The sequence below is a fragment of the Shewanella sp. Shew256 genome (assembly GCF_002196695.1).
GTDB lineage: Bacteria > Pseudomonadota > Gammaproteobacteria > Enterobacterales > Shewanellaceae > Shewanella > Shewanella mangrovisoli.
In genome coordinates, this window is sequence record NZ_NAJR01000019.1 from 1 (window position 1) to 20,775 (window position 20,775).

17 protein-coding genes are annotated in these 20,775 nt (G+C 45.2%); 14 read left to right on the plus strand and 3 right to left on the minus strand.

The annotated features are described in order from the left end of the window. Window positions 1-212: 212 nt before the first annotated feature. Entirely contained in the window at window positions 213-638 is a 426-nt protein-coding gene (locus B5P39_RS21775) for a hypothetical protein (protein ID WP_083848303.1), read from the minus strand. A gap of 74 nt (window positions 639-712) precedes the next feature. On the opposite strand from B5P39_RS21775, the gene B5P39_RS21780 reads away from it, so the two are divergent. Genes B5P39_RS21780 through traN form a run of 4 tightly spaced genes read left to right on the plus strand, consistent with a single transcriptional unit; the run spans window position 713 to window position 7,941 of the window. Then, a complete protein-coding gene (locus B5P39_RS21780; RefSeq protein WP_037426844.1) occupies window positions 713-1,219 on the plus strand; it encodes a S26 family signal peptidase in 507 nt (168 codons plus the stop codon). Window positions 1,220-1,256: 37 nt separating this feature from the next. Further along, window positions 1,257-2,495 (plus strand): TrbC family F-type conjugative pilus assembly protein, encoded by a 1,239-nt coding sequence (locus B5P39_RS21785; RefSeq protein ID WP_239642740.1) that lies wholly within the window; start codon window positions 1,257-1,259, stop codon window positions 2,493-2,495. 41 nt (window positions 2,496-2,536) lie between these two features. After that, complete coding sequence (locus B5P39_RS21790) at window positions 2,537-3,643, plus strand: TraU family protein (protein ID WP_083848306.1); 1,107 nt, start codon at window positions 2,537-2,539, stop codon at window positions 3,641-3,643. 2 nt (window positions 3,644-3,645) lie between these two features. Continuing rightward, window positions 3,646-7,941, plus strand: a complete 4,296-nt coding sequence (gene traN, locus B5P39_RS21795) for a conjugal transfer protein TraN (protein ID WP_088212890.1) — start codon at window positions 3,646-3,648, stop codon at window positions 7,939-7,941. A gap of 48 nt (window positions 7,942-7,989) precedes the next feature. Here traN and B5P39_RS21800 read toward each other — a convergent pair whose 3' ends face one another. Next, on the minus strand, window positions 7,990-8,829 hold the full coding sequence (locus B5P39_RS21800) for a hypothetical protein (RefSeq protein ID WP_037426836.1): 840 nt from the start codon (window positions 8,827-8,829) through the stop codon (window positions 7,990-7,992). Between the two features lie 150 nt (window positions 8,830-8,979). Between B5P39_RS21800 and B5P39_RS21805 the strand changes: the two genes are divergently transcribed. Continuing rightward, window positions 8,980-10,779 carry an ATP-dependent helicase gene (locus tag B5P39_RS21805; RefSeq protein ID WP_086904625.1) on the plus strand — a complete coding sequence of 600 codons (1,800 nt, stop codon included), beginning with the start codon at window positions 8,980-8,982 and terminating at the stop codon, window positions 10,777-10,779. Between the two features lie 13 nt (window positions 10,780-10,792). Here B5P39_RS21805 and B5P39_RS21810 read toward each other — a convergent pair whose 3' ends face one another. Further along, window positions 10,793-11,848: an RNA-guided endonuclease InsQ/TnpB family protein gene (locus B5P39_RS21810; protein ID WP_088212891.1), complete on the minus strand. Its 1,056-nt coding sequence runs from the start codon at window positions 11,846-11,848 to the stop codon at window positions 10,793-10,795. Window positions 11,849-12,413: 565 nt separating this feature from the next. On the opposite strand from B5P39_RS21810, the gene B5P39_RS21815 reads away from it, so the two are divergent. The 9 genes from B5P39_RS21815 to B5P39_RS21855 all read left to right on the plus strand — a co-directional run bounded on the left by B5P39_RS21815 (window position 12,414) and on the right by B5P39_RS21855 (window position 20,405). Further along, entirely contained in the window at window positions 12,414-12,785 is a 372-nt protein-coding gene (locus B5P39_RS21815) for a hypothetical protein (protein ID WP_037426830.1), read from the plus strand. Window positions 12,786-13,098: 313 nt separating this feature from the next. Further along, window positions 13,099-13,296, plus strand: coding sequence for a hypothetical protein (locus B5P39_RS21820; RefSeq protein WP_037426827.1), 198 nt, complete (start codon window positions 13,099-13,101; stop codon window positions 13,294-13,296). A gap of 344 nt (window positions 13,297-13,640) precedes the next feature. Further along, window positions 13,641-14,036 carry a hypothetical protein gene (locus tag B5P39_RS21825; protein ID WP_011711540.1) on the plus strand — a complete coding sequence of 132 codons (396 nt, stop codon included), beginning with the start codon at window positions 13,641-13,643 and terminating at the stop codon, window positions 14,034-14,036. Between the two features lie 178 nt (window positions 14,037-14,214). Then, window positions 14,215-15,282: a DUF3150 domain-containing protein gene (locus B5P39_RS21830; RefSeq protein ID WP_011711539.1), complete on the plus strand. Its 1,068-nt coding sequence runs from the start codon at window positions 14,215-14,217 to the stop codon at window positions 15,280-15,282. Between the two features lie 96 nt (window positions 15,283-15,378). Continuing rightward, entirely contained in the window at window positions 15,379-16,353 is a 975-nt protein-coding gene (locus B5P39_RS21835; protein WP_011711538.1) for an AAA family ATPase, read from the plus strand. A gap of 82 nt (window positions 16,354-16,435) precedes the next feature. Then, complete coding sequence (locus B5P39_RS21840) at window positions 16,436-17,989, plus strand: hypothetical protein (protein WP_254915837.1); 1,554 nt, start codon at window positions 16,436-16,438, stop codon at window positions 17,987-17,989. Between the two features lie 189 nt (window positions 17,990-18,178). After that, a complete protein-coding gene (locus B5P39_RS21845; protein ID WP_088212892.1) occupies window positions 18,179-19,198 on the plus strand; it encodes a toprim domain-containing protein in 1,020 nt (339 codons plus the stop codon). A 145-nt stretch (window positions 19,199-19,343) separates the two neighbouring features. Next, complete coding sequence (locus B5P39_RS21850) at window positions 19,344-19,646, plus strand: hypothetical protein (protein ID WP_088212893.1); 303 nt, start codon at window positions 19,344-19,346, stop codon at window positions 19,644-19,646. A 327-nt stretch (window positions 19,647-19,973) separates the two neighbouring features. Beyond that, window positions 19,974-20,405 carry a hypothetical protein gene (locus B5P39_RS21855; RefSeq protein WP_088212894.1) on the plus strand — a complete coding sequence of 144 codons (432 nt, stop codon included), beginning with the start codon at window positions 19,974-19,976 and terminating at the stop codon, window positions 20,403-20,405. Window positions 20,406-20,775 lie beyond the last annotated feature (370 nt).

The following is a 20,775-nucleotide window of genomic DNA, read 5'->3' on the forward strand; positions in this document are numbered from 1 at the left end:
GCCCGATTAGCCTGTGAAGTGAGTGGTGCAACAATGCCGCCAGCAGCAGGAACCCACCGAAGCGAGTCCGGCGTTCGCGCCTAACCGCAGTAGGAATCCTCGTCGTTTACGGCGAGGAGGATGTCAAGACAAGTAAAATCTAACCCAAACCAAAAAAAACCGAGGTGGTTGAGGCCTCGGTTAAATGGGTCTAAACGGAAGATGGTTGTTCACTATTGAGCTAGTTTGCTTAATGAATCGATCGAAATATCGGATATTGAATCATTAGCAGCATTTGCGGTTGCAACTTCAATTTGCATAAAGTAGCTAAGAACATAGGTATCATTAGGGCTGCTGGTGCTGTTGAATAAACTAAATGTGGGGTCTAAATAGTAGTCGCCACGCTTTAACCATCGATGATCTAGCGCGATTAAATTATCACCTATCGCGACAATCACGATCCCTTGCACTATAAGTTCAGCATTCAATATGCTCTGAGTTCTACAGCAATTCACAAAACTCTTCCCACATTCTACGTGTGCGGAAATGCGGTCCAACTCTTCAATTGTAAGACCTGTAATATTCACTGGGATCAGTGTTGTCGGGTCAATTCCTAGTTGATTCAAAATTAGCTCTAAGTCATTCACAGTAGATTTCATCGCCGCTCTCGTTGTTGCTGAACTGCATTCCGTCTAGTAATATACATGAACTGTATACTAATAGAAATGTGTAGATGATCAAATTCGACAAGGCTCACTGGCGTCACACGTATTTACTTCCATTTTGTATTGCTGCCGTCATTACAGCTGCTACTACGTGGTTTAGTCATAGCTATAAACTGATATTGGTACTCAACAGCGATAAATGCATTCCAGGTTCAGTATTCGTGGTAGACACACGACAAAAACACGTTAATAGCGGCGAGCTGGTGATGTTCATGTCTCCTCAAACCGACATTCTTCCGTCAGGGATCAACATCATAAAGTTAGTGGCAGGTGTCGAAGGAGACCTCGTAGAAATAGGGAGGTTTAGTGTGACCAACAAAAAACACAGGTTCCCAGCACCTATCGACAATGCGGCGAATGCGCTGAATATCGATGTACAAAAGCTCATTGGTACTCGGACTGTAGAGAATGGCGGGATCTTTGTGTTAGGCACAGAACCTGGCAGTTATGACAGTCGTTTCTTTGGTTCAATCAAAACTCAGCAGGTGATTGGTCGTGCTTACCTCATTATCTAATAGACAGTTTCTTGTTAGCTTGTTTGTGGCGGTAACGATGTCTGCCATTTATTTCGATGCAATGGCTACAGACGATAACCAGCAGTTTATTCTGGATGCAAAACGACAGATGGATGAAGTCCGTAGCCAAATCGAGGCTATGAGGCAGAACAATACCCAGCAGCCCCAAGGTGGCCTCCCCGCTGCTTGGGGGCAGCAATCTTACATTTCACAAGCACAAATGCTCACCCAGCAGGCCGATGCGATCAGGCATCAAGTGCTGCCAAAGCCAGAACCTGTCACGCCTGTTGTGCAGCAAGAGATAGCCGCAAACGGAGAGGTATTCATTTTCGCTTCATTCGGTATGCCAGCATACACGCTGAAATCAGCGCTGAGAGCAGCATCTCAAAGCCAAGTTAAAACAACAGTCGTATTTAGAGGCCTGAAAGATGAATCTGAAAGTCTGCGTGATGCCTCCAACGCCATTCATAGAGTGATAGATGAAGCAGATTTAGATGTTACTCCAAGAGTTATCATAGACCCTCGTTTGTTTAATACCTATGCAGTCGAAGTAGCGCCAACAATGGTGTATCGCAACGGTGGCAAAGTGGTTACCGCGACAGGGCTACAGTCATTAGAAGATTTCGTTAAGCAGTCCGAAGGCTTGTTGCAAAGCGGCTCGCTCGGGAAGTTGTCAGACACTTACGACATTACTGAGATGGACATGCTCGAACTTATCCAACAGAAGCTCAAAAAAGTAGATTGGGAAGAGAAAAAGCACGAGGCCGTTAGCCGATTCGTTAACCGTAAAGAGGTTCAGTTGACAGAGAGCCTTAAAGACGAGGATGTGCGTTACAAAATTGACCCGCGTGTTCGCTTTACCCAAGACCAAACAACGCCGGATGGCCAGTATTTTGCCAAGGCCGGTGATGTTGTAGATCCTACAGCATTACTCCAAATGGAAACCCGCTTATTCATGATTGACCCAACCAGTGAACGTCAGCTGGCGTGGATGAATGATGTACTTTCCGTGACTGAGCACAAGCAAGTTTACGTGCTGCTATCTGCGCTGCCGGCCGGTAGCGATTTAACCGAATTTAACCGGTTGCAGACAAAACTAGGCCGTCGCTTGTACTTGATGCAACCGACGATGGTGTCTCGTTTTCAGCTTGAGCATTTACCCGCATTGGTTGATTTGTTTAAGGGAGAAATCCGCGTCACTGAGATTGGTCAACGAACTCTGAGTAATGCGGGATTACCGACACTATTAGTAGCTCCAAATGGCGGTGCCAAATGATGAAGAAGTTCGCAAAAGTAGCTGTTTTTCTGGCTTCCATGATGTCCGTAAATGTGAGTGCGAACAGTAAGCCGGACTCGGTTTGCCCCGATGCTGGCTATTTCTCAAACCTGATTAACTCTTTTTGCTGGTCATGTACGCTACCTTTTAACCTCGCCGGATTCTCGGACAATGTGCCTAAAGGGGCTAATTCGAGTCGTTTATGCTCATGCTCGGATGCTCTGGGTGTGCCGGAGCTTGGGGTATCTCTGGGTTACTGGTCACCTGATCATTTAGTTGAAGTCTCTGCAACGCCATGGTGCAGTCCAACGCTGGGTGGAACCTTGCTACAAAATGACATGACGATGCGGGGGAGGGCATCCAACCCAGAAACTCAATCTGCCGAAACGGTATCGTTCTTACATTACAACTACATCATCAATCCGGTTTTCAAGATGTTAGGTCTTTTCTTGTTGCCTGAGTGCGACACATCCCCTGGTTACTTTGACCTCGATATTGCGTACATGTCAATCCTCGATGTCACCTACGAAAACTCGGCGCTATCATTTCTGTTCACTCCTGACGCAATTCCGATTGCGAATCCAGTTGGCCGCGCCATTTGTGTTGCCGATGGGATGATCACTGCTAGTAGCGGCAGTGCTAACGAGGCACTGTGGTTCTGCGCTGGTTTAGATGGTCCCTTGTATCCATTAACCGGCTTTATTGGGGCCGACAATGATTTTATCCGCAATACTCAGTTAATCACGACTCGTTCACTTGCTGCGCTACATCGCAGGGGGTTAGCGCGAAAAACTTACGGTAAAGAGGCGATGTGTAACGCCGAGTACAGTCCAATGATCCCTAAGGCGCAGTACAAAATTTCTATGATGTATCCGTCTCCTGAAGCTAATCCTGCAGCAGCATCAGCTGTGAAACCCACGAAGGCTTTTAATATTGAGGATCTACAAAATCCTGAAACTGGCAATTACGACAACAGCGAAGATAAAAATAAATCAACCCTAGATGGTTCATGGGATGAATGTTGTCACCCTCTCGGTTGGCCTACGATTTGGTGGGGTTCAGGTAGAAAGTCTCCTGGTAATGGAAAAGACCAACACGCGGTTTATTCAATTTTCAGATACACCGATTGCTGTGTGAGGGTTCAATAACAATGGAAGATAAACTGGTTACGTGGTGGGAAAAGGCAATCTCTTACGGAATAGGAAGCATTTACTTATTCAATATTTTAACTATGAGTTTTCTGGCGCTATTTCTCACAAGTAGCCCTGCATTTGCAGATCTCCCATTGCCAGTATCTCTTCAGTATTCCTGCCCAACAGGGTGGAGCTTTTCAAATGGCACTTGTGTTAAGTACACCTATGCAGCGCCAGTAGTGACATGCCCTACAGCTGGTTATTCCGTCACCACTGTTGATGGCTTACAAACATGCGCCAAAAATGAGTCCCGGACAACGATTAACAGTTGCCCCACTGGGACTAACTGGCTCGATATCCAGCAATCGTGGAATTATCAAGACCCACTGTATCCCAATTATTGCTCTGCAAGGCAAAGCGCATCCTCATTAGCGAATTGCCCCAGTGGGTACACGACATATAGCAATGGGATCTGTTTTAAGCTACAAACTCCATTGGGAAAAACGTGTCCAAATGAGGGCGGAGCCTCTGAAAAGGTTGAGCAAATCTGTCCCCAGACCTATGTAGACCTCGGACTCTGTAAAAAAGACGAGACAGTCACTGTGTCACTGCCTGACCAAAGCTGGCAAAAGCAGAATGAATCTACTTGTAAGCGCACTCTTTACGAAGGTACGGTCTCCACCTGTCCAACGGGTTACACCCCTGCCGGTGATGACAACTGTGTGAAAGTGCAAACAACCCCGTCTACGGTAAGCTGTTCGTCCGGCTATTACCAAGATGGCGGTCAGTGTTCACCTGGGACGGCCCCGAGCTGCCCAGCAGGAACGTCGTATAAGAATGGCTCATGCGTGAGCACGTCAGGTACAGTAACCAGCTGCCCAGCAGGAAAAGAGTTAGATCCCTACAGCAATACCTGTATTACGGCGAAGGGAAACTTATCAGATCCTGATTACTTTATGCAGATGGGCCGCGATTTTGGCAAATCCGCGGTAGGCGCCATTGAGCTGCCAGGAGGTACAACTAACAATATTAAGCTTAATTACCGGAATGTTGGTCAAACAGATATGACCACATCTAATATGACCAATGCTGATATGCTCGGGCTTGACTCCAATAACGGTTACAACGTATCTGCAACAGGTACTTATCAGGACGAAAAGGCGCAACAAAAATCGATTAAAGAGGCCGTTGAGCGAAACACGGCTTATGGAAAGTCAGAGCCCGTTGTAGGGGCAAATCAAGATGAAACGAATGATGCGCAAGATCATAGTGCCAATGCTTATCTAACCTTGCTTGATGCTCAAAACAAGAACCCGCCACACACTATTGGAAAGGATGCTTCATTCCTTAAATCTGGATCACAGGAACAGCAAAACATTCTTAATGGTAGTGGAGGACAATTTTTCGGGGATTGTTCGACGGACACTGTCACTAAAACTACTATCGATGACTCACTGATTAAAAATACTATCGAAGAGTGCTTTAAGCCAAACAGAAACAATCTTTCAAGCTGTAATAGAGAACGAATTTTAACGCCACCAAACGAGAATAAAATCTTTGGCAGTGGGTTTGGGTATTGCGGTAAACGCTGTATTTCAATCATTTTGGGAGATGAAACGGATAACGCTCTGCCAGACAATGATGATGGTACGTGTAAAGTCTATCGCAATGCTTCATCGTTCAGATTGCTTGACGGAATAAACATTGTTTCCGCGACTATAGGGAAATCGAGATATGACGATTATTTTAAATTATCAGTTAATGACACAATTCTTAACCAGTCTTCGACTTTCCCACTAGATGGACAGTCTTGCTCCGATATTGGTAACACCATAACTGCGTCCCCCATTGATGTGACTGTGCCATTCCAGACTGCATTAGCAAAGAATCGCACTCTGACCGTCGAACAGTTGCTATCCGTAAAAAATTTGGGGGAAGGGTATGCCAGTATCACTATCAATTTCGATCAAGACTTGCTTGCAAACTGGGTTGAGGACATTGTTGAGTCACCAGAAGGATGTGAGGCATCGTTGTCAACGCCAGACAGTTTTTGTACGGCATCTGATTGGAAATGCGATGCTAGATTAGATTCTGAGTTAATCAATAACGGTGGTGTGCTAAATCTTTCGGATATAGATGGTGCTCCGGGGGTTCAGGCGGTGTCTGGGGCAAATGACGTAATATTAATGGTTATGCGTAGGGATTTTGACCCAAGTTTGGCAAATGGGACTAAATCAAACTGCGGCAACATAGTTGGTACCACTGATGATGAAGGTGACAATAAGAACGACGACGGTCTATGGGTATGCAAAGAGGGAATTGGGTTTCAAACTCATAGTATCTACAGTGGCCCAGGTATGTATGGTACAGAGTTTGTAAACGTCCTACCCAAGCGGAATAAATGGTCTGTATTTGCTGTCAAAATAAACAACGGTGTTACATCTCGGTTTTACAATGAGAATGGCCAGATTTTTGATGCTAAGCAGATGTACGGTGGAAGTTTTGACTCTTTAAAGCAACGTCGAATTATCATTGGGCGAGGGAATACCTCAGAAGATTGGACCAAACGTGCTAACGCACCACTTTATCTCGCTCATTGGGAAGTACTGCGTGATATATCCTCAGACCAACAAGTTATCGATGCGTTAGAAAAAACCAAGGATATGTTTGCACTTGTCAATCTAGATCCTTTATACGAGGGGGACGATGGCCTTACTCCTTGCATGTATGCGCACATGGAAGATTATGTGTGTGATCCTCTTAAGGGTAATCGACTACCCTTTAATGGTGGAACAGTTGGGTATTCTGACATTCGGACAATGGGTGATCAGTGCAGTCAGTATACGTCAGATGAAAAATGCAGTATTGAGTCATCTACGTGTGCGGAGGGGTGGCTTGATTCGGCAACTAATACATGTTTTGGGTGGGATGTGACTTATCGCTGCGAGAGCGGTTCGGTCATAACTAAAACTGAAATAGTAGAGAATAATACCTGTTTTACCGATATTTCATGTGTGAATGGCAATTGCAAAACAAAAGCAAAAGAGACCAATACAGACTTTGTTCAAACTGCTGCGATGTACGCGGCTATAAACGAATTAGACAATGGGTCATCATGTACTGACCCTACTAATCCTGATACCTGCCAAGTGTTCGTTGGCAGTGTTGAGCAATGTAGCTGGGATCAACTCAAGGTAAATGATTGCTGCTCCACCAAAGGCACCGATACCACATCCAACTTATTTAAACTGTCATTAATGACCTTTAAAGCTGGGCAAAACGCAGTGTCCAGTGAGAACGCGTGGGTGAATGAGTATTTAGGCGGGGAATATGCCAAAAAAGGCTGGAGCATGGTAAAAAGTGGTTGGAATGATGCCGTCGATTGGGTATCTGACTCAACTAAACCAGCGACGGAGGCTGCAAAAGGTGCATGGGATTATCTTGGTAAATCCTTTTCGTCTGAAGCTACTGCTACAGCAGGTAATGCGACAACTACCGTATCAGGAGAAGCTGGATCCGTTGTTACTGACTTTTTTACTGATTTGGCTACCTCAATCGATACGGTAAAAACTCAAATCTACCAGTGGGTTTATGATGTCATGCCGCAGGCGATGCAGGAAGCTATAGTTTCTGGGGCTGAAGCGCTAGGGGTTGAAGTAGCCAAAGAGCAATCAGGTGCTTTAGCAGAAGGTGCTGGCGCACAGGCTATGGAAGGTGTTGTAAGTAACCTCATAGCAGCGCTTTCTTTCGTGATGATGCTTTACACCATTTATAACATGCTCAAATTGCTTTATACGATTCTAACGGCATGTGACGAGGAAGAGCTGAAAATGGGGACCGAGCTGAAAGAGCGCAAGTGCTTCTTTGTCCGTAAAGTGCCTTGTAAAAAGACATTAGGGATATGTACTGATAAGGCGCACAACGAGTATTGCTGTTTCAAGAGTACCTTAGCTCGAATTATCATGGAGCAGGTGATAGTTCAACTTGGCCATAATCCAGTGTCATGGCATGACAACGAAATGTGTCGTGGATTAACCCTAGACGAATTATCGAATATCGACCTAGGAAAAGTAGACTTCAGCGAGTGGGTGGGGTTAATGACTGAATCTGGTATGTTCCCTGAGCCTGACATGGAAAAAACGGGTGAAGATGCCATAGTTAACCCCGATGCGCGAGACAGCGCCGATGACAGGATTAAAAATCAGTTAGGGGTGGATACTGGTGTAAAAGTTAGAGAAGCGTTTGAAAACGCTTCCCCTGCTACTAACCTAGATTGTTCTGGTTTCCCAAGACCACCATCTTGCCCAATCTAAAGTGACAAAACCCCGCAAGTATTTTGTTAAATGGTTGCGGGGATAAGATTACATTTTGACGAAGAAGCGCTGAGTTTTGGTATTAACGTCAATGATATATGGATAATCAGTCAATGATTTATCAACAGACTCACAGGTTTTGCGTGAATTAGGTGCCTTTGGTGGCATATAAAAGTAGGATGGATATTCAAAGGTCTGAGCTAATAACTTGCTGCTCTCAACTTGGTAACAAGAACCAATGCCTAACTTTAAAATCGCATAACTACCGCTTCCATCACCAATATTCAGCAATGATTTCAATTCAGCCCCACTAAGCAAGGTAGTTGTAGAAATGCTCAATGCCGCAAATTTACCTTTGAATTGGGGTAATGGTAAATCTGAATAATTCGAATCAACCAGCACTACAGTTCTGCCATCAACTCCAGCTGTGAGTTCAAATTTCTGACCATTTGGCAAGTAGGCTTTGATTAAGTCACCTTTTGCTTGTTCCATCTGTTCTGCTGGCACAATTTGATAAAACATAAATGTTGGTAAAGGTGGGATCTCCCCTGAACCTAAGAAAAATAGACCCGCATTTAATAGGCCACCAGATAGGCCGGAACCAGAAATCACACCTAAGCCAGCTGTGCCAGCTGCCGCGTTCATTGCGACAACCGAGCCGCTAGAACCGTTAATTTTCTCCCATTCAGCATCAGAAACAATTTTGTCTTTGATGTTTCCATGCCCCCCATGACCCAACTTGAAAACTTTAAATGCAAAAGAATCATCAGATTTAATATCGAGTTGAGAGACTGTTTTAGGTGCTGATTTGTCAGTTGGTGTTGACGCGCAACCAGAGAACAATGCGGTGCAAGCAAGAACAGCGGCAAGTGAGTAGGTCTTTTTCATGGTGAACTCCTGATAGAATTGCCAACAATGTTAACACAGGCTTAATACTTGGCAAATTTCTTGAAATATAATATGAGTGGTTAAAGGTTGATTGTTTTGCCTGTGAAAATTATCATTTGGACAACACATAAATTTAATGGTGAAGTTTAAATGGGCTCAACAAAAGATCAGGGGTTAGTCATCGAGCGTGACGACAATACCCTTGTTTGTGCATTACCTGGAAGCGGCAAAACCTATGTTTTGGTAGAGCTGACTAAGCGTTTACTGTCCAGAGATGGCGCCTATTCTGTCCATTTACTTACGTTCACGGATGCGGCTCGTGTTGAGCTCACTGAGCGAATGCTTCACGCCCTTACCCCACGAGCTATGGAACGTGTAACTATCAGTACCTTTCATTCAACTGCGTTAGCGATGACTCGCGGCAAACTTAATCGCCGGTTATTAATGGCCAATGAGTTAATGCTGTTCGTTAAGTCGGTGCTCAATGAAGCTGACCATTTAGACCTCATTGATAAGTTCAGATTTAAGGTGCCGGACGTTGTTAGGCTGTTTGATGAAATGGGCCGAAGCCAAGACCTGTCAAAAGAGTATAGTGGCACAGAAGTTGCCTTGTACGAGCTTTACAAAGATATGCTGATTAAGCAGGGCAAGACGGATTTTAACGTCGTATGCCAACTGTCCGTGAGTTGGCTGGCGCAAAGTGAAATCCCTCCTGTGTCGGCTACGCATATTCTGGTAGACGAATTTCAAGATACCGATGCACTGCAATACATGTGGCTACGTGAACACGCGCTGCTTGGTAAAAAGCTGGTGGTCGTTGGTGATGACGATCAAGCTATCTACTCGTTCAGGGGTGGCCAAGGATACGACAATATGGTGGCCTTTCAGTCAGAGTTTAACGCAGATGCTTACGTGCTAAGAGACTGCTTTAGATGCTCAAAGGAAATCCTGAATCGAGCGGGTATGCTGATTAAGTTCAATAACCCCGATAGGATTGATAAGCCGATGAATGCGGTTAGGGAAGAGCAAGGGACTGTCAAAATCATTAAGTCTGGCACGATGGATAACCAGCTTAACCAGATTTTAGATGCGGTGAGCAAAGAGCCTCATACGTGGGCAGTAATTGCGAGGAATAATGCCATCCTTGATCGCGTTGAAACGGTTATTCAGGGTCATGGCATTGAGTACAATCGACGCGGCGGTAAGTCGTTTTTTGATGGCGTAGCACCCTACAGCTTGATTCAAATTGCCTCTGTGATTTCAGGCAAACATGATGACCATACCCTACATCGGGCTTTGGCGGCTTTGTCAGTGCCAGAGGCGGAAACGGCAAGAATTATTGGTTTATGCCGGACGGCGAAAACGACCTTTGGCGGCCTTAAACATGCGGAGATTGGTCATCATGCTGACCTGCAAAAATTCCACTCATTAGCTGAAGGCTGGCATGACATACCTGCAGGGCGTGAGGATGCTAAGCGAACCTACATGCAATCTATCGTTAAATTGTTAGCCATACACCTCGATAAGCGCGACCAAAAACATGCTCAAGTCGTCGGTGATGTCATTGCTGGACGTCACTGGGAGAGCCTGGGAGAAAGTATTGCGCAACTGAAGCCTTCGTTAGACAGCAAAAAGCGTAAAGACCAATCAGAAGAGGCCGCACCTAAGCTGTCATTGATCACTATGCACTCTTCAAAAGGTTTGCAGTTCGACAACGTGTGGATTGTGGGGAGCGACACAGGAACCATCCCGAGCAAAGAGGCGTTAGCAGAGGGTAAGATAGCGGAAGAACGTCGATTAATGTATGTGGCCATGACCCGCGCTATCTCGTCGCTCACTATGAGTTACACCAGTGAGCCCAGTGAGTTTCTGTACGAGGTTAACAAAGAAAGGGTTGTAGAGCTGGAGTCTGGATATGAAGACGATGCTGACGATTTTGACGCCGCTTGACATCCTCCACCCCCTAAAGGGGGTGGATTCCTACAGCTAGACGGTCATGCCCGACCGCAAGAATGTTCTTGGCTGCATTGACATCTCTATCATGCGTAGCGCCACAACTGCTACAAGACCATTCTCTTATTCTCAAGCCTGCTCTACCTTTCGGACTGCTTGCGGGGATTTCCCCGCAGCACGAACACGTTTGGGTTGTGTAACTCTCGTTGATTTCTTCAAAAACAACGCCTGCGTGAGCGCATTTATATTCCAGCATTGTTTTGAGCATTCCCCATCCTGCATCCAAAACGGACTTAGCCATTTTGGTTTTAGCTAAAGAAAGGGAATTGACGTTACCAACGAAAATCGCCGCATTACCATCTACTAGCTGGCGACTGTATTTGTGCAAATCGTCCTTGCGGCGATTCTTGATTTTGGCGTGAATTGCCTTAACTCGGTGTTTCTTGTTAGCCCGTTGCGCAATACCTAATTGCTGTTCGAGCTGGCGGTACTGGCGGCCAACAACTTTATGACCGTTGCTATCAGTGGCCGCTTCTTTACAACCAAGGTCGATACCGACACTCGCTGTCCCTGAGCTTGCTTGAGTTTCGATTTCAACCACCACATTGAAGTACCAACGCCCTTGAGCATCTTCGTTGAATGAAGCGGTTTTGAACTGATATTTGCTTAGGCCGTAGCTATCCCACACGCTGTAATAGTGACCATTGAAGAACACTTGACCGTTTTTCCACTTGGCCGCGCCCGTGTTAATTGGTATCCAGCCAAGGGAGCGTTTCGCACCACCCGACTTGCGCCAGTTAAGGCGAACCTTTTTGAATTGGACTCTGCGAGTAACGTACTCTTTGGCGATACATTGAAGCGTCTGACTGTGAAGTCCTAGCTCTTTGTTCGCGCCTTTGGTGTAAGGATGAATATCAAATGCAGACAAAAACCGCCCCCGCTCTTTGATGGAGCGTGAGCTTAATTCGTTAATGTAGTTCCAGACAAAGTTGACCGACCTCGCTTGCTGAGTGAGCACGATTTGGTGTTTGTCTTTTACTCTGACTTTTAGGGTTTTTGTGTGCATGGCTGTATATTTATACAGACATCAATTAAATGCAAGGGCGCTTACATCCCCACCCTAGAAGTGTGGGGTTTTACGCTTAAACTGACAGATTGACAAACCTGTGAAATTAAAATAATGTGTATGTAGGCGGATGCCCTTCGCCTTTCTAAGTGTTCTACTTTTCAGTAGGCATTCTTTTCAGGGCCATGATGTACACACCTGTTCATGGCTTTCGTATCGGTGGCTTTAGCTATTTCTGATTTACCTCCAGTTTCACTAGGAAATAACGATTTCCTAGTGCAATTGCGCAGCCGAACCTCCCACCTAAACGTCTGGCTCGCTGAATATCAGCTTTCCATTTCTTTACGAAAAATCTATCACTGAAAAATTCAGTTAGATAGATTCGGCGTTTAGTTCAAAAGGTGTTGCTACGCAGCAACCAAAAGTCTCCGTTAGCCTCGGACTCAGACTCAATTCAGATTAGCGACCTGAAACCAGATGTTTAGATTTTCTAAATATCTTCCCTTGTGGGTGAATATTCCCCCACAGGGATTGTTCACCCAATTTTTAATTATTGGAGTGAACTATGAATAGTATTTTTTCGGCCGAGAGTGTTCTGCATCAGATCACCCTTAATCAAAAAATCACACTTTGTGACGCTGAAGGCGAGATTCAAACTGCTTCAGCTCAGATTGCCTTGCTTAACGATTCTCCGTTTCGTGATGTCAATTCAAAAATTCAAAAAAACGCCAAATTCCATGCTGATTTAGCTGGTGAGTTGTGTGGGACCCTTTATTTATCTGCGGCTGAATCTTTGAAATCAGAGATGGTTGCGACATTTAAAGAACTAATGAATCGACTCCCTTTAGAGCTTCAAGACAGTTTTACGTATGCCTTGCTTGACTCTGGCGCACGTACACGCTTGGCCAAACGGAATCTATTCAACTTGTTACATTGATTAACAAACCTACCTTTTTGGGGTGATGAATTGCCCTAAAAGGCGTTCTCACCCCTTTTCTTTTTTATTTTATTAAAACTGGAGTGAGACTATGGACGCTATCGTATTTGCGGCAATCTTTATGGGTTTTATGACTATCTATCTGTTTTTAGTTAGACCTGTATTAGAGAGATTGGGCCTAGTTTGGTAATGCCAAATTAACCACTGTAAATCGACATCACTTAAGCGTCCTCTAGGACTGTTTATGGGGTGTCACTAATGCTCTTTCGCAATAGACAGCACTAGCGACACTCTATAAACAGGAATTTTACTTATGTCTACACTATCTGCGATTTTCTTCTCTGATCTGAATGTGCTCGTTACCGCGTCTGAAAAATGTGTTGCTATTACATCAAGCAAGGTTGGTTTTGATGTGAGCAGCAGTGATCATGGCGAACTGGCTGAGCGTTTATCAGTTTGGGCAAAATCTCAAAACATTCTGTCACCAGAGGAAACTCTAGGTGTTATCTAACCGGCTAGTAAGACCGTCTTACGGACGTGTCAGCCAATCAGTGCCGGTGCTGATTGGCACAACTAACCAAAGTGGGTTTTTTCAAGCCTATTTTGCTTAGTACCACTCCATGCTTCCTCACAACAACTCCCAATTAAGCGCTGAACATCAGTATTCCAATCGCCTACGCGAAACTGGAATTTAATTGCCGAGTTGTTGTTTGGTTGTGGTGCGTCTACTAGAGCATCTAGTTTGACCATCACAATCTCCCGAAAGGGCGCTTTGATGCTGCGTTAAGCATTTTTTCCCTTGTGGGTTCTGCCCACTAAAGGGCCGTACCCGCAACTTATTTATTTGGAGTGGGTATGGCTAAAAAATATCAAACCCGCGAGAAATCGTTGGGTGAATTAGGCATTCATGAATCTGTTGATTGGAGCGCTGAACAATGTCGCGCTTTTTGGGACGGAATCATTTCTGCAAATCTGGAGTTACTGAGAGATTCGGTGACTGAAGCGGAAGACATTCTTGACTGGGTGTTTTCAGAGCAGTTTCTAGTTGCTTGTCGTTATGCTGGTTTAGATTGTGATTTACTGAGGGATGGTGTCTTAGACGTCGTTGACCCAGTTGAAATCGTCAATGCCAGAATAAAGCTCAACAACGAAACTTGGTCTAAAAAACGCACTAAGCAGCAATCGCAATTGCGAAATGGCGAAGGCGTTTGGCAGACTATTTCTTGGGGCGAATCATTGGCACTATTTTGAGTCAGTATCGCTCCAGCATATCCAATTGCATCAGTAAAATCCGAGCCATAAAACGCCAACGGAGTTTGACTGCTGCAGCTGGTGAACAAATCAATTTATTAACCCTTGGGGTGAGTTTTGTCCCCCCGGGGCAGACTCACCCTTTTTTTATGCCTAACGGGCATATTTGGAGTGAGTCATGAAATTTAATACCGCAGGTAACATCGCTGCACGTCAGGCCAAAATTGCTTCATTGCAAGGCCAAAAAGGTCTCCATCTGTCTTTAGATTTCTCGTCCTTTTCGGGCAAGAAGTCAGAGAAATCATCAAAGGTATTTGATGATCAAGGTGGGGACGTGTCAGAAGTCACAGAGAAGCCTCGTAAGTTCTTGGTTGATAAATCAGCCCTTAAATTCGTCAGTAAATATTACATGAGAGCTAAGCGACTCATGGATACTGCTGGCATTCCTGTTTGGGGTGGGTGGTTAGTCCCTGAGAGTGAGTTCGATACCTTAAAAATTCGCTTTGAAGCAATTCAGCGTGCTTTTAATGAGGAAGCAGAAGCCTTCGTGAAAGATTACGAAGAGCTGCTGGATAACCAGTGTGCGGCACATCCTGAAGCGGCAAGATTCATTCGCCGTGATGCGCCTACTGTCAGTGACGTGGAATCACGCTTCTATATGAGCATGAGCCCACCAATGTCTATCGTTATCGGTTCTATGTCCGATGATGAATCGGCTGCTGCTGATACTCACTTGGATAAAAAGCTGCTTCAAGAATTTGCGGATTTGTCAGAGGATGTGTTGAATAAGATTGGTCGCGGCGACGTGATTGGTCAAAAGGCAATTTCATTCCTTGCTGATATGGAAGCAAAGGCGGCGAACTTCAGTTTTCTTTCTGATACTTGGGTCGGACTTGCGGCATGTCTCAATGAGATGCGCAACTCGTTCCCTAAGAATGGGCAACTGGATAGCAAATCGTTAGGTTTGTTACGGCTGTTACTAACGTCATTAAGCAACAAAACCGCGCTTGAAACTCTGTTAACGTCATACGACGAACTAGGCTTGGAAGCGATGGTTGAGCCTGAAATTGTTAACGAGCCTATGGCTGAGATTGATGAAGATGTCGCTCAGTTGCTACATGCGTTACGCGGATCCACAGAAGACAGTGGTGAAACGGAAGTTACAACGGCAAAAGTGACTGAAGAAGTGGAGCACTCGGAATTAAGTGCCGAGTTAGATGCCGCTTTTGCTGCGTTTTTTAATTAATTTTTAAACCCTTGGGGGTGAGTTTTGTCCCCATGGGGCAGACTCACCCTTTTATTTTAATGCCTTACGGGCATTTCTAAAATTTTGGAGTGAGTTATGTCTATTAAAGCTAAACAAGTATCCGGTGCAACAGTATTCCCATTATGCCCAACTTTAAGCGGTAAAATGGTCGCTGTTTTTGAAGGTATGGCTAACGTGCCAAAAGTGAACCCCAAGTACAGACCAAACGAGCGTAATTTGCTCATTGCGCTGACTTGGATGTTCGGAAAGAGCCGTAACATGTCACTGGCTTGTTATGGCGAAACAGGTACGGGTAAAACGGAGTTTGTCGCGTTTCTTGCGGCTTCTCTTGGCTTATCTCTGCACCGAGTATCCGTGAGTGAAACCATGCGCCCCGAAACGCTGAAGGGCAACATTGGTATCAAAAATGGTGAAACCGTTTTTGAAGAGAGCGTGGTGGTCAAAGCGTATCGCGAAGGCGGTATTCTGTTGCTGGACGAGCTGGATAAAGGCTCATTCGACCTGCTAGCTAGTCTTCACCCAATCCTCGAGGGCAAACCTCTTGCGATTGAGAAAACTGGCGAGGTGGTAAATCCTCACCCGCTCTTTAGAGTAATTGCAACGTGTCAGACCCCAGGTATAGCCGACATGTCTGGCCGTTACGGTTCGATTTCATCCGATATGGACGAGGCGGTTAAACGTCGCTTCCTTTGGATTGGCTTTGAATATCCAGCAATTTCTGTGGATACAGATATTCTCGGTGATATGACTAAGCTGTCTTATCGTATTCGTCTTGCGATGGCGAAATTTGCCAAAACGGTACGTGATGCGATGAACACCGATGCTGTCAACGGCAATTCTCAGCACTGCATTCAATCAGCACTATCAACTCGTGTTTTAGTTGATTGGGCGGTAATGTGGGAGTTGTTGCCTGACTTCACGATGCAGGAGGTGTTTGAGATTGTGTTTACAGCCGCTTCAACTCCTGAAGAGCGTCTAGCGCTTAATGAGTTGGGCAAGCTGCATTTAGCTGAAATGTTTACGCAATCGCTAACAGCTGCGAATGCTTAATTTAACCCTTGGGGGTGAGTACGCCCCCAAGGGCTTTCTCACCCCATTTTTTTTTACCTTACGGGTGCAATTGGAGTGAGAAATGAAAAGAAATACTGAACAAGCGTCATTCTCGATGCTGTCGAATGCGTTAACTCGCAAAGGCGTTAACGTCACGATTGCTGGTGGCAGTTCTTACACCAACGGTAAAAGAATTGTCATTGGGGTTGGCCCGTGGGATCAGATGGTTTGCTCGTTACTTCACGAGTCGGCCCATCTCAATCACACCAACTTCAGTGCAATCGGAAACGTCATGCAGCAGACCAGTACAGCGTTGAAAAACGCAATCAACGTGCTTGAGGACATAAGAATCGACTTGCGCAATATCAGGGAATTTCCTGGCGCAATACAGTCTTATCAATCAAGCCGAAGAATATTGGTAGACATCATTACCAAGCGTGAGTTTACAAACTGTCTCGACGACATTTTGTATTACGTACTTCTAGTCGGAAACCTTGAAAACGGGATTACTGCGATCAAACCAGCATTAGCTGGATTTGATTGGGTAACACTGGAGCTTGATAAGTTGTGTTTGAAATACGCACAGCTTGCACAAACGGCGAAAGACACCTTAGAAGTGCGTGAGTTGGCAGAAAACCTTCTGTTAGAGCTTGCGGCAATGCAACTGGCTAATCAGCAAGAAGCTGAAGGTGAAGCTGAAGCTGAAGCTGAAGGTGACGCTGAAGGTAAAAGCAACGGCAATACTAGCGGGAAGGCTCTTAGCAATAGCAAAGGGTTCAATGAAATCGATTTGGAGCAATCCTTCGAGGACTTGGACATTGGCAAACTGTTAGAGGCTCACCGATATCAGCAAGATATGAGTAACTATTCTCGTGTTCCTGAACCAATCAAAGTCGTTCCTTACACAGTGCAGGAGTTGCTGCGTGGTAATCCAAGCAATGTTTTCCCTGCGGCAAATCTGCAGGTGAATGGCGCTGTCGCCAATGCTGTTAAGGTCATGTTCCGACAACGAAACATGAAATTATCCGGCGTGACGCAGTTTGGGGAGTTAGACGAGGATCGGTTGGTCGATGCTTTTCTGGGGAATCCTGGCGCTAAAAATATCCGTCGTGATATTGCGGCAAACCTTTCAGTTGGTGTGTTGCTTGATGCTTCAGGTTCTATGGGGTATCCGTGGGACGACACACACCGCTCTTATGTAGCAACAAAGGCGGCAATGGCAATGACACAGGCTCTTGAAAAACAGAGTGGTGTTTTGACGTCATTATCGTTGTTTGGTGATTTTTATCTGGAGCTAAAAGGTTTTGCTCTGAAGAAGACACCTTCGGTTTTGCCATATGTAGAGCTCGGCGGCACAAGTACTGGAAGTGCGATGATGGAAATGGGCAGCAAGCTCATTTTACAGTCATCGCAAAAAAAGGTGATGTTTGTGATTACCGATGGTCAACCGGACGTTCCGCAGGAAGTGGTTGGTTCTCTCGATTGGTTAGCTCAGCATAGCGTTGTGGTTTTGCCTGTCATCATTGGTCAGGTGGACGTAAGGTTTACTGGTTTTAAAGACCTTAAAGTAGCCTGTATCGACCACGTCAACGAGTTACCGAAACAGTTAATGCAGTTGCTTAAGCAACACATTTAACACTTTAAATCCCTAGAGGGGCGTACTTCCCCTCTAGGGAGAAGTGCGCCATTTAGCGCATGAATACGCAGTTTGATTGCTTCCCTGCAATCGCTCTCTCTGTGTGTTCGTCCTAGATTTCCCTCGGGGGATCTTTGATGCGTTCTCTAGTTAGTGGGTATCAAAGATCCCCTGAGTAAAGGAGCATTTATGGACGCAATACAAAAAATCCAAGCTATTCGGTCTAGCGTTAATCCGTTAGACATTTACGGCAAAATTCCGGCGCTCAGCGAAGCGCTACGCAAGAAACCATCTCAAGTACCTGATCCTCGGACGGGGAGTGGGACAACCGTGTTTCGAATTGCATCCAATGGTTCAACTTACCTCAACGGGGTTGGTTACATGGATGTGATTGATACGGTGGCATACGTACTTGATCTACCGAAGATGAAGGCCTGCGATGAAATCAGTCGTTTGGCTAATCTGAAATTAGATTCTGAGTACGTGGCATCGGGTTCTAGCAAACCTGCCGAGTACACATTACCTCCTGAAGATGTTGTAAAACGAACCGAGTCATTACGCAAGGTGTGGTCAAAATCCGTTCTCGCAATGGAAGCTGATTATGTGAAGGCTTATCTGTCTAAACGCGGTTTAGATGTATCTGACTTACCCAATACACTGCGCGGAATTAAATCGTGTCTGAACGTCAGCAATGTCGATGGGAAATTGGTGAAAAGCTGGACTCCAGCGATGTTAGGCGTTTATTTCGATAAAGAAGGCAAGCCCCTGACATTGCACCGGATCTACCTGACACCCGAAGGTAATAAGGCCAATGTGGAAGACGTAAAAAAAATTATGTCGCCACCAGGTGATATAAGAGGTGGAGCTATCCGCCTTGATTATCATCCTGGGGAACACTTGGCTGTTGCTGAAGGCATTGAGACTGCTCTGGCAGTGCGAGAGATGTCCGGTTTACCGACGTGGGCGTGTTACAGCGATAGATTGTTAGAAGCTGTTCACATTCCATCGAGTGTAAAACGAGTCAGCATTTTTGCTGATAAAGACGTTTCTGGCGCAGGTCAGGCGGCAGCCGAAAATCTCAGGAAGCGGTTAGAATCGCATGGTGTTGAGGCTCGGGTATTTTTCCCCAAGCAAGCAATACCAGCGGGTTCGAAAGGCATTGATTGGCTTGATGAATACAATCAACTATCAAAACCGACAGCGGCTTGAGTCGTAAATGAATACCTTACAAAAGGTGTTCATTTTAAAGTGGATTAATAACAGTCTACTTTGAGATGAACACCTAAATACCACACACAGCGAGGGCGAAAGCCCTCAATGGGAAGCCCTCACTCTATAAACTAATGGAGTGAATATGAGTCAAAACGGCTTTCCAAACTGCCCAACGAACTACGTTGATGAAGTGAGCTTTTTCCTTGAGTTTCAGCCGATACCGAGCCAGAAATCTACAGGAGAAGAAATCCACATCAACGGAAAAAACTACCTGCACCCCGGCGTGAAAAAGGAGGAATCCTGTAGCGTATGGCGGTTCATTGAGACAGACGGTGAGCGAATGATCACAAGCTCTCACACCGATTGCGGTGAAGTGCTTGGATACGTTCTTAGCCGGAAGTCACCCCCCGCAGGTATCACTATCAGGGTTCCCTTTGATAGTTAATTCCAAAGCCCTGCCAACGCGGGGCCGTTACCGAGTGGCCAACTTTGATGACTACTCGGTAACGGCCTCAGTGCTAACCGAGCAACCCTTCCAACCTTGTTTAAGACCGTCGTAAATCGACTACTTTAAATACAGTTGGATTTTGCATGACTAATGTACTTGATGATTCTTGTACTGCGGTCATGTATTGGCGAAAGCCCGTCGAACCTACGTTAAGGTCTAACAATGCTTTAAGTACCGCTTAAAGCCAAAACCCTTGAGGTGTGCATAGCCTCAAGGCCTGCGCACCATTTTACTTTTTTACTAATTAATTTTTAGGAGTGAGTTATGGGCGCAGGTCATTTTTGTCTAGCAAACGCAAGTACCGTACATATCGAATTACCATTTGATGAAGCTTGGGAACCTTGGGAGTTGCACGACGAGACTCAGTGGTTTATTGAGAACGTAAAAAAGACAGTTCAGTCTCTTTTACCGAAATCATTCACTGAGCCAACATTTAATGTTCGCACTAGAGATGGAGAAATTATCGCTGAAAACGGCTTTTATAAAGTGCTGTTAACCAGCTGGTGTAGCTACATCGCTATCAGCGTACAAATCAAAGAAGCGAATTGGTCAGAACCTTGGGAATTTAATCCTTTGGCTCTTTTCCATCATGCTTCTGCAAGTACAAAACTTTTCGATGAGTTAAGTGAGCAATATGAAGTCCGAATCGCGACAAGCGCTTGGACTTCTGGTGCTTACATTCGAGAAGCCGCATAAATATAAATCAACATAGATTAACCATCCCTAGGGAATTTTGCCCTAGGGCGGATTCCCTTTAATTAACTTTATAGGTATCCGCTATGAAAAAATTCATTTGTGATGGTGAGAACTCAGCAAGGGTGATTGATGCCACTTCACTGAAAATGGCTCAAGAATCTTTTGAGTTAGCTAATTATGTTTAGTTGTTCCACAGGAGAATATTCATGTTACAACAGAACGTGCTACGATGCTCAAGTAAACTTTTTATACGAGTATCTAACATGCCATCAATCACAATTCGATTTGATGATCGTGACACTCTTCTTGCAGAATTGGAGGCCAAAGCTTCTCAGCTCGGTATTACAACTGAGCAATTGGTTCTACGTTT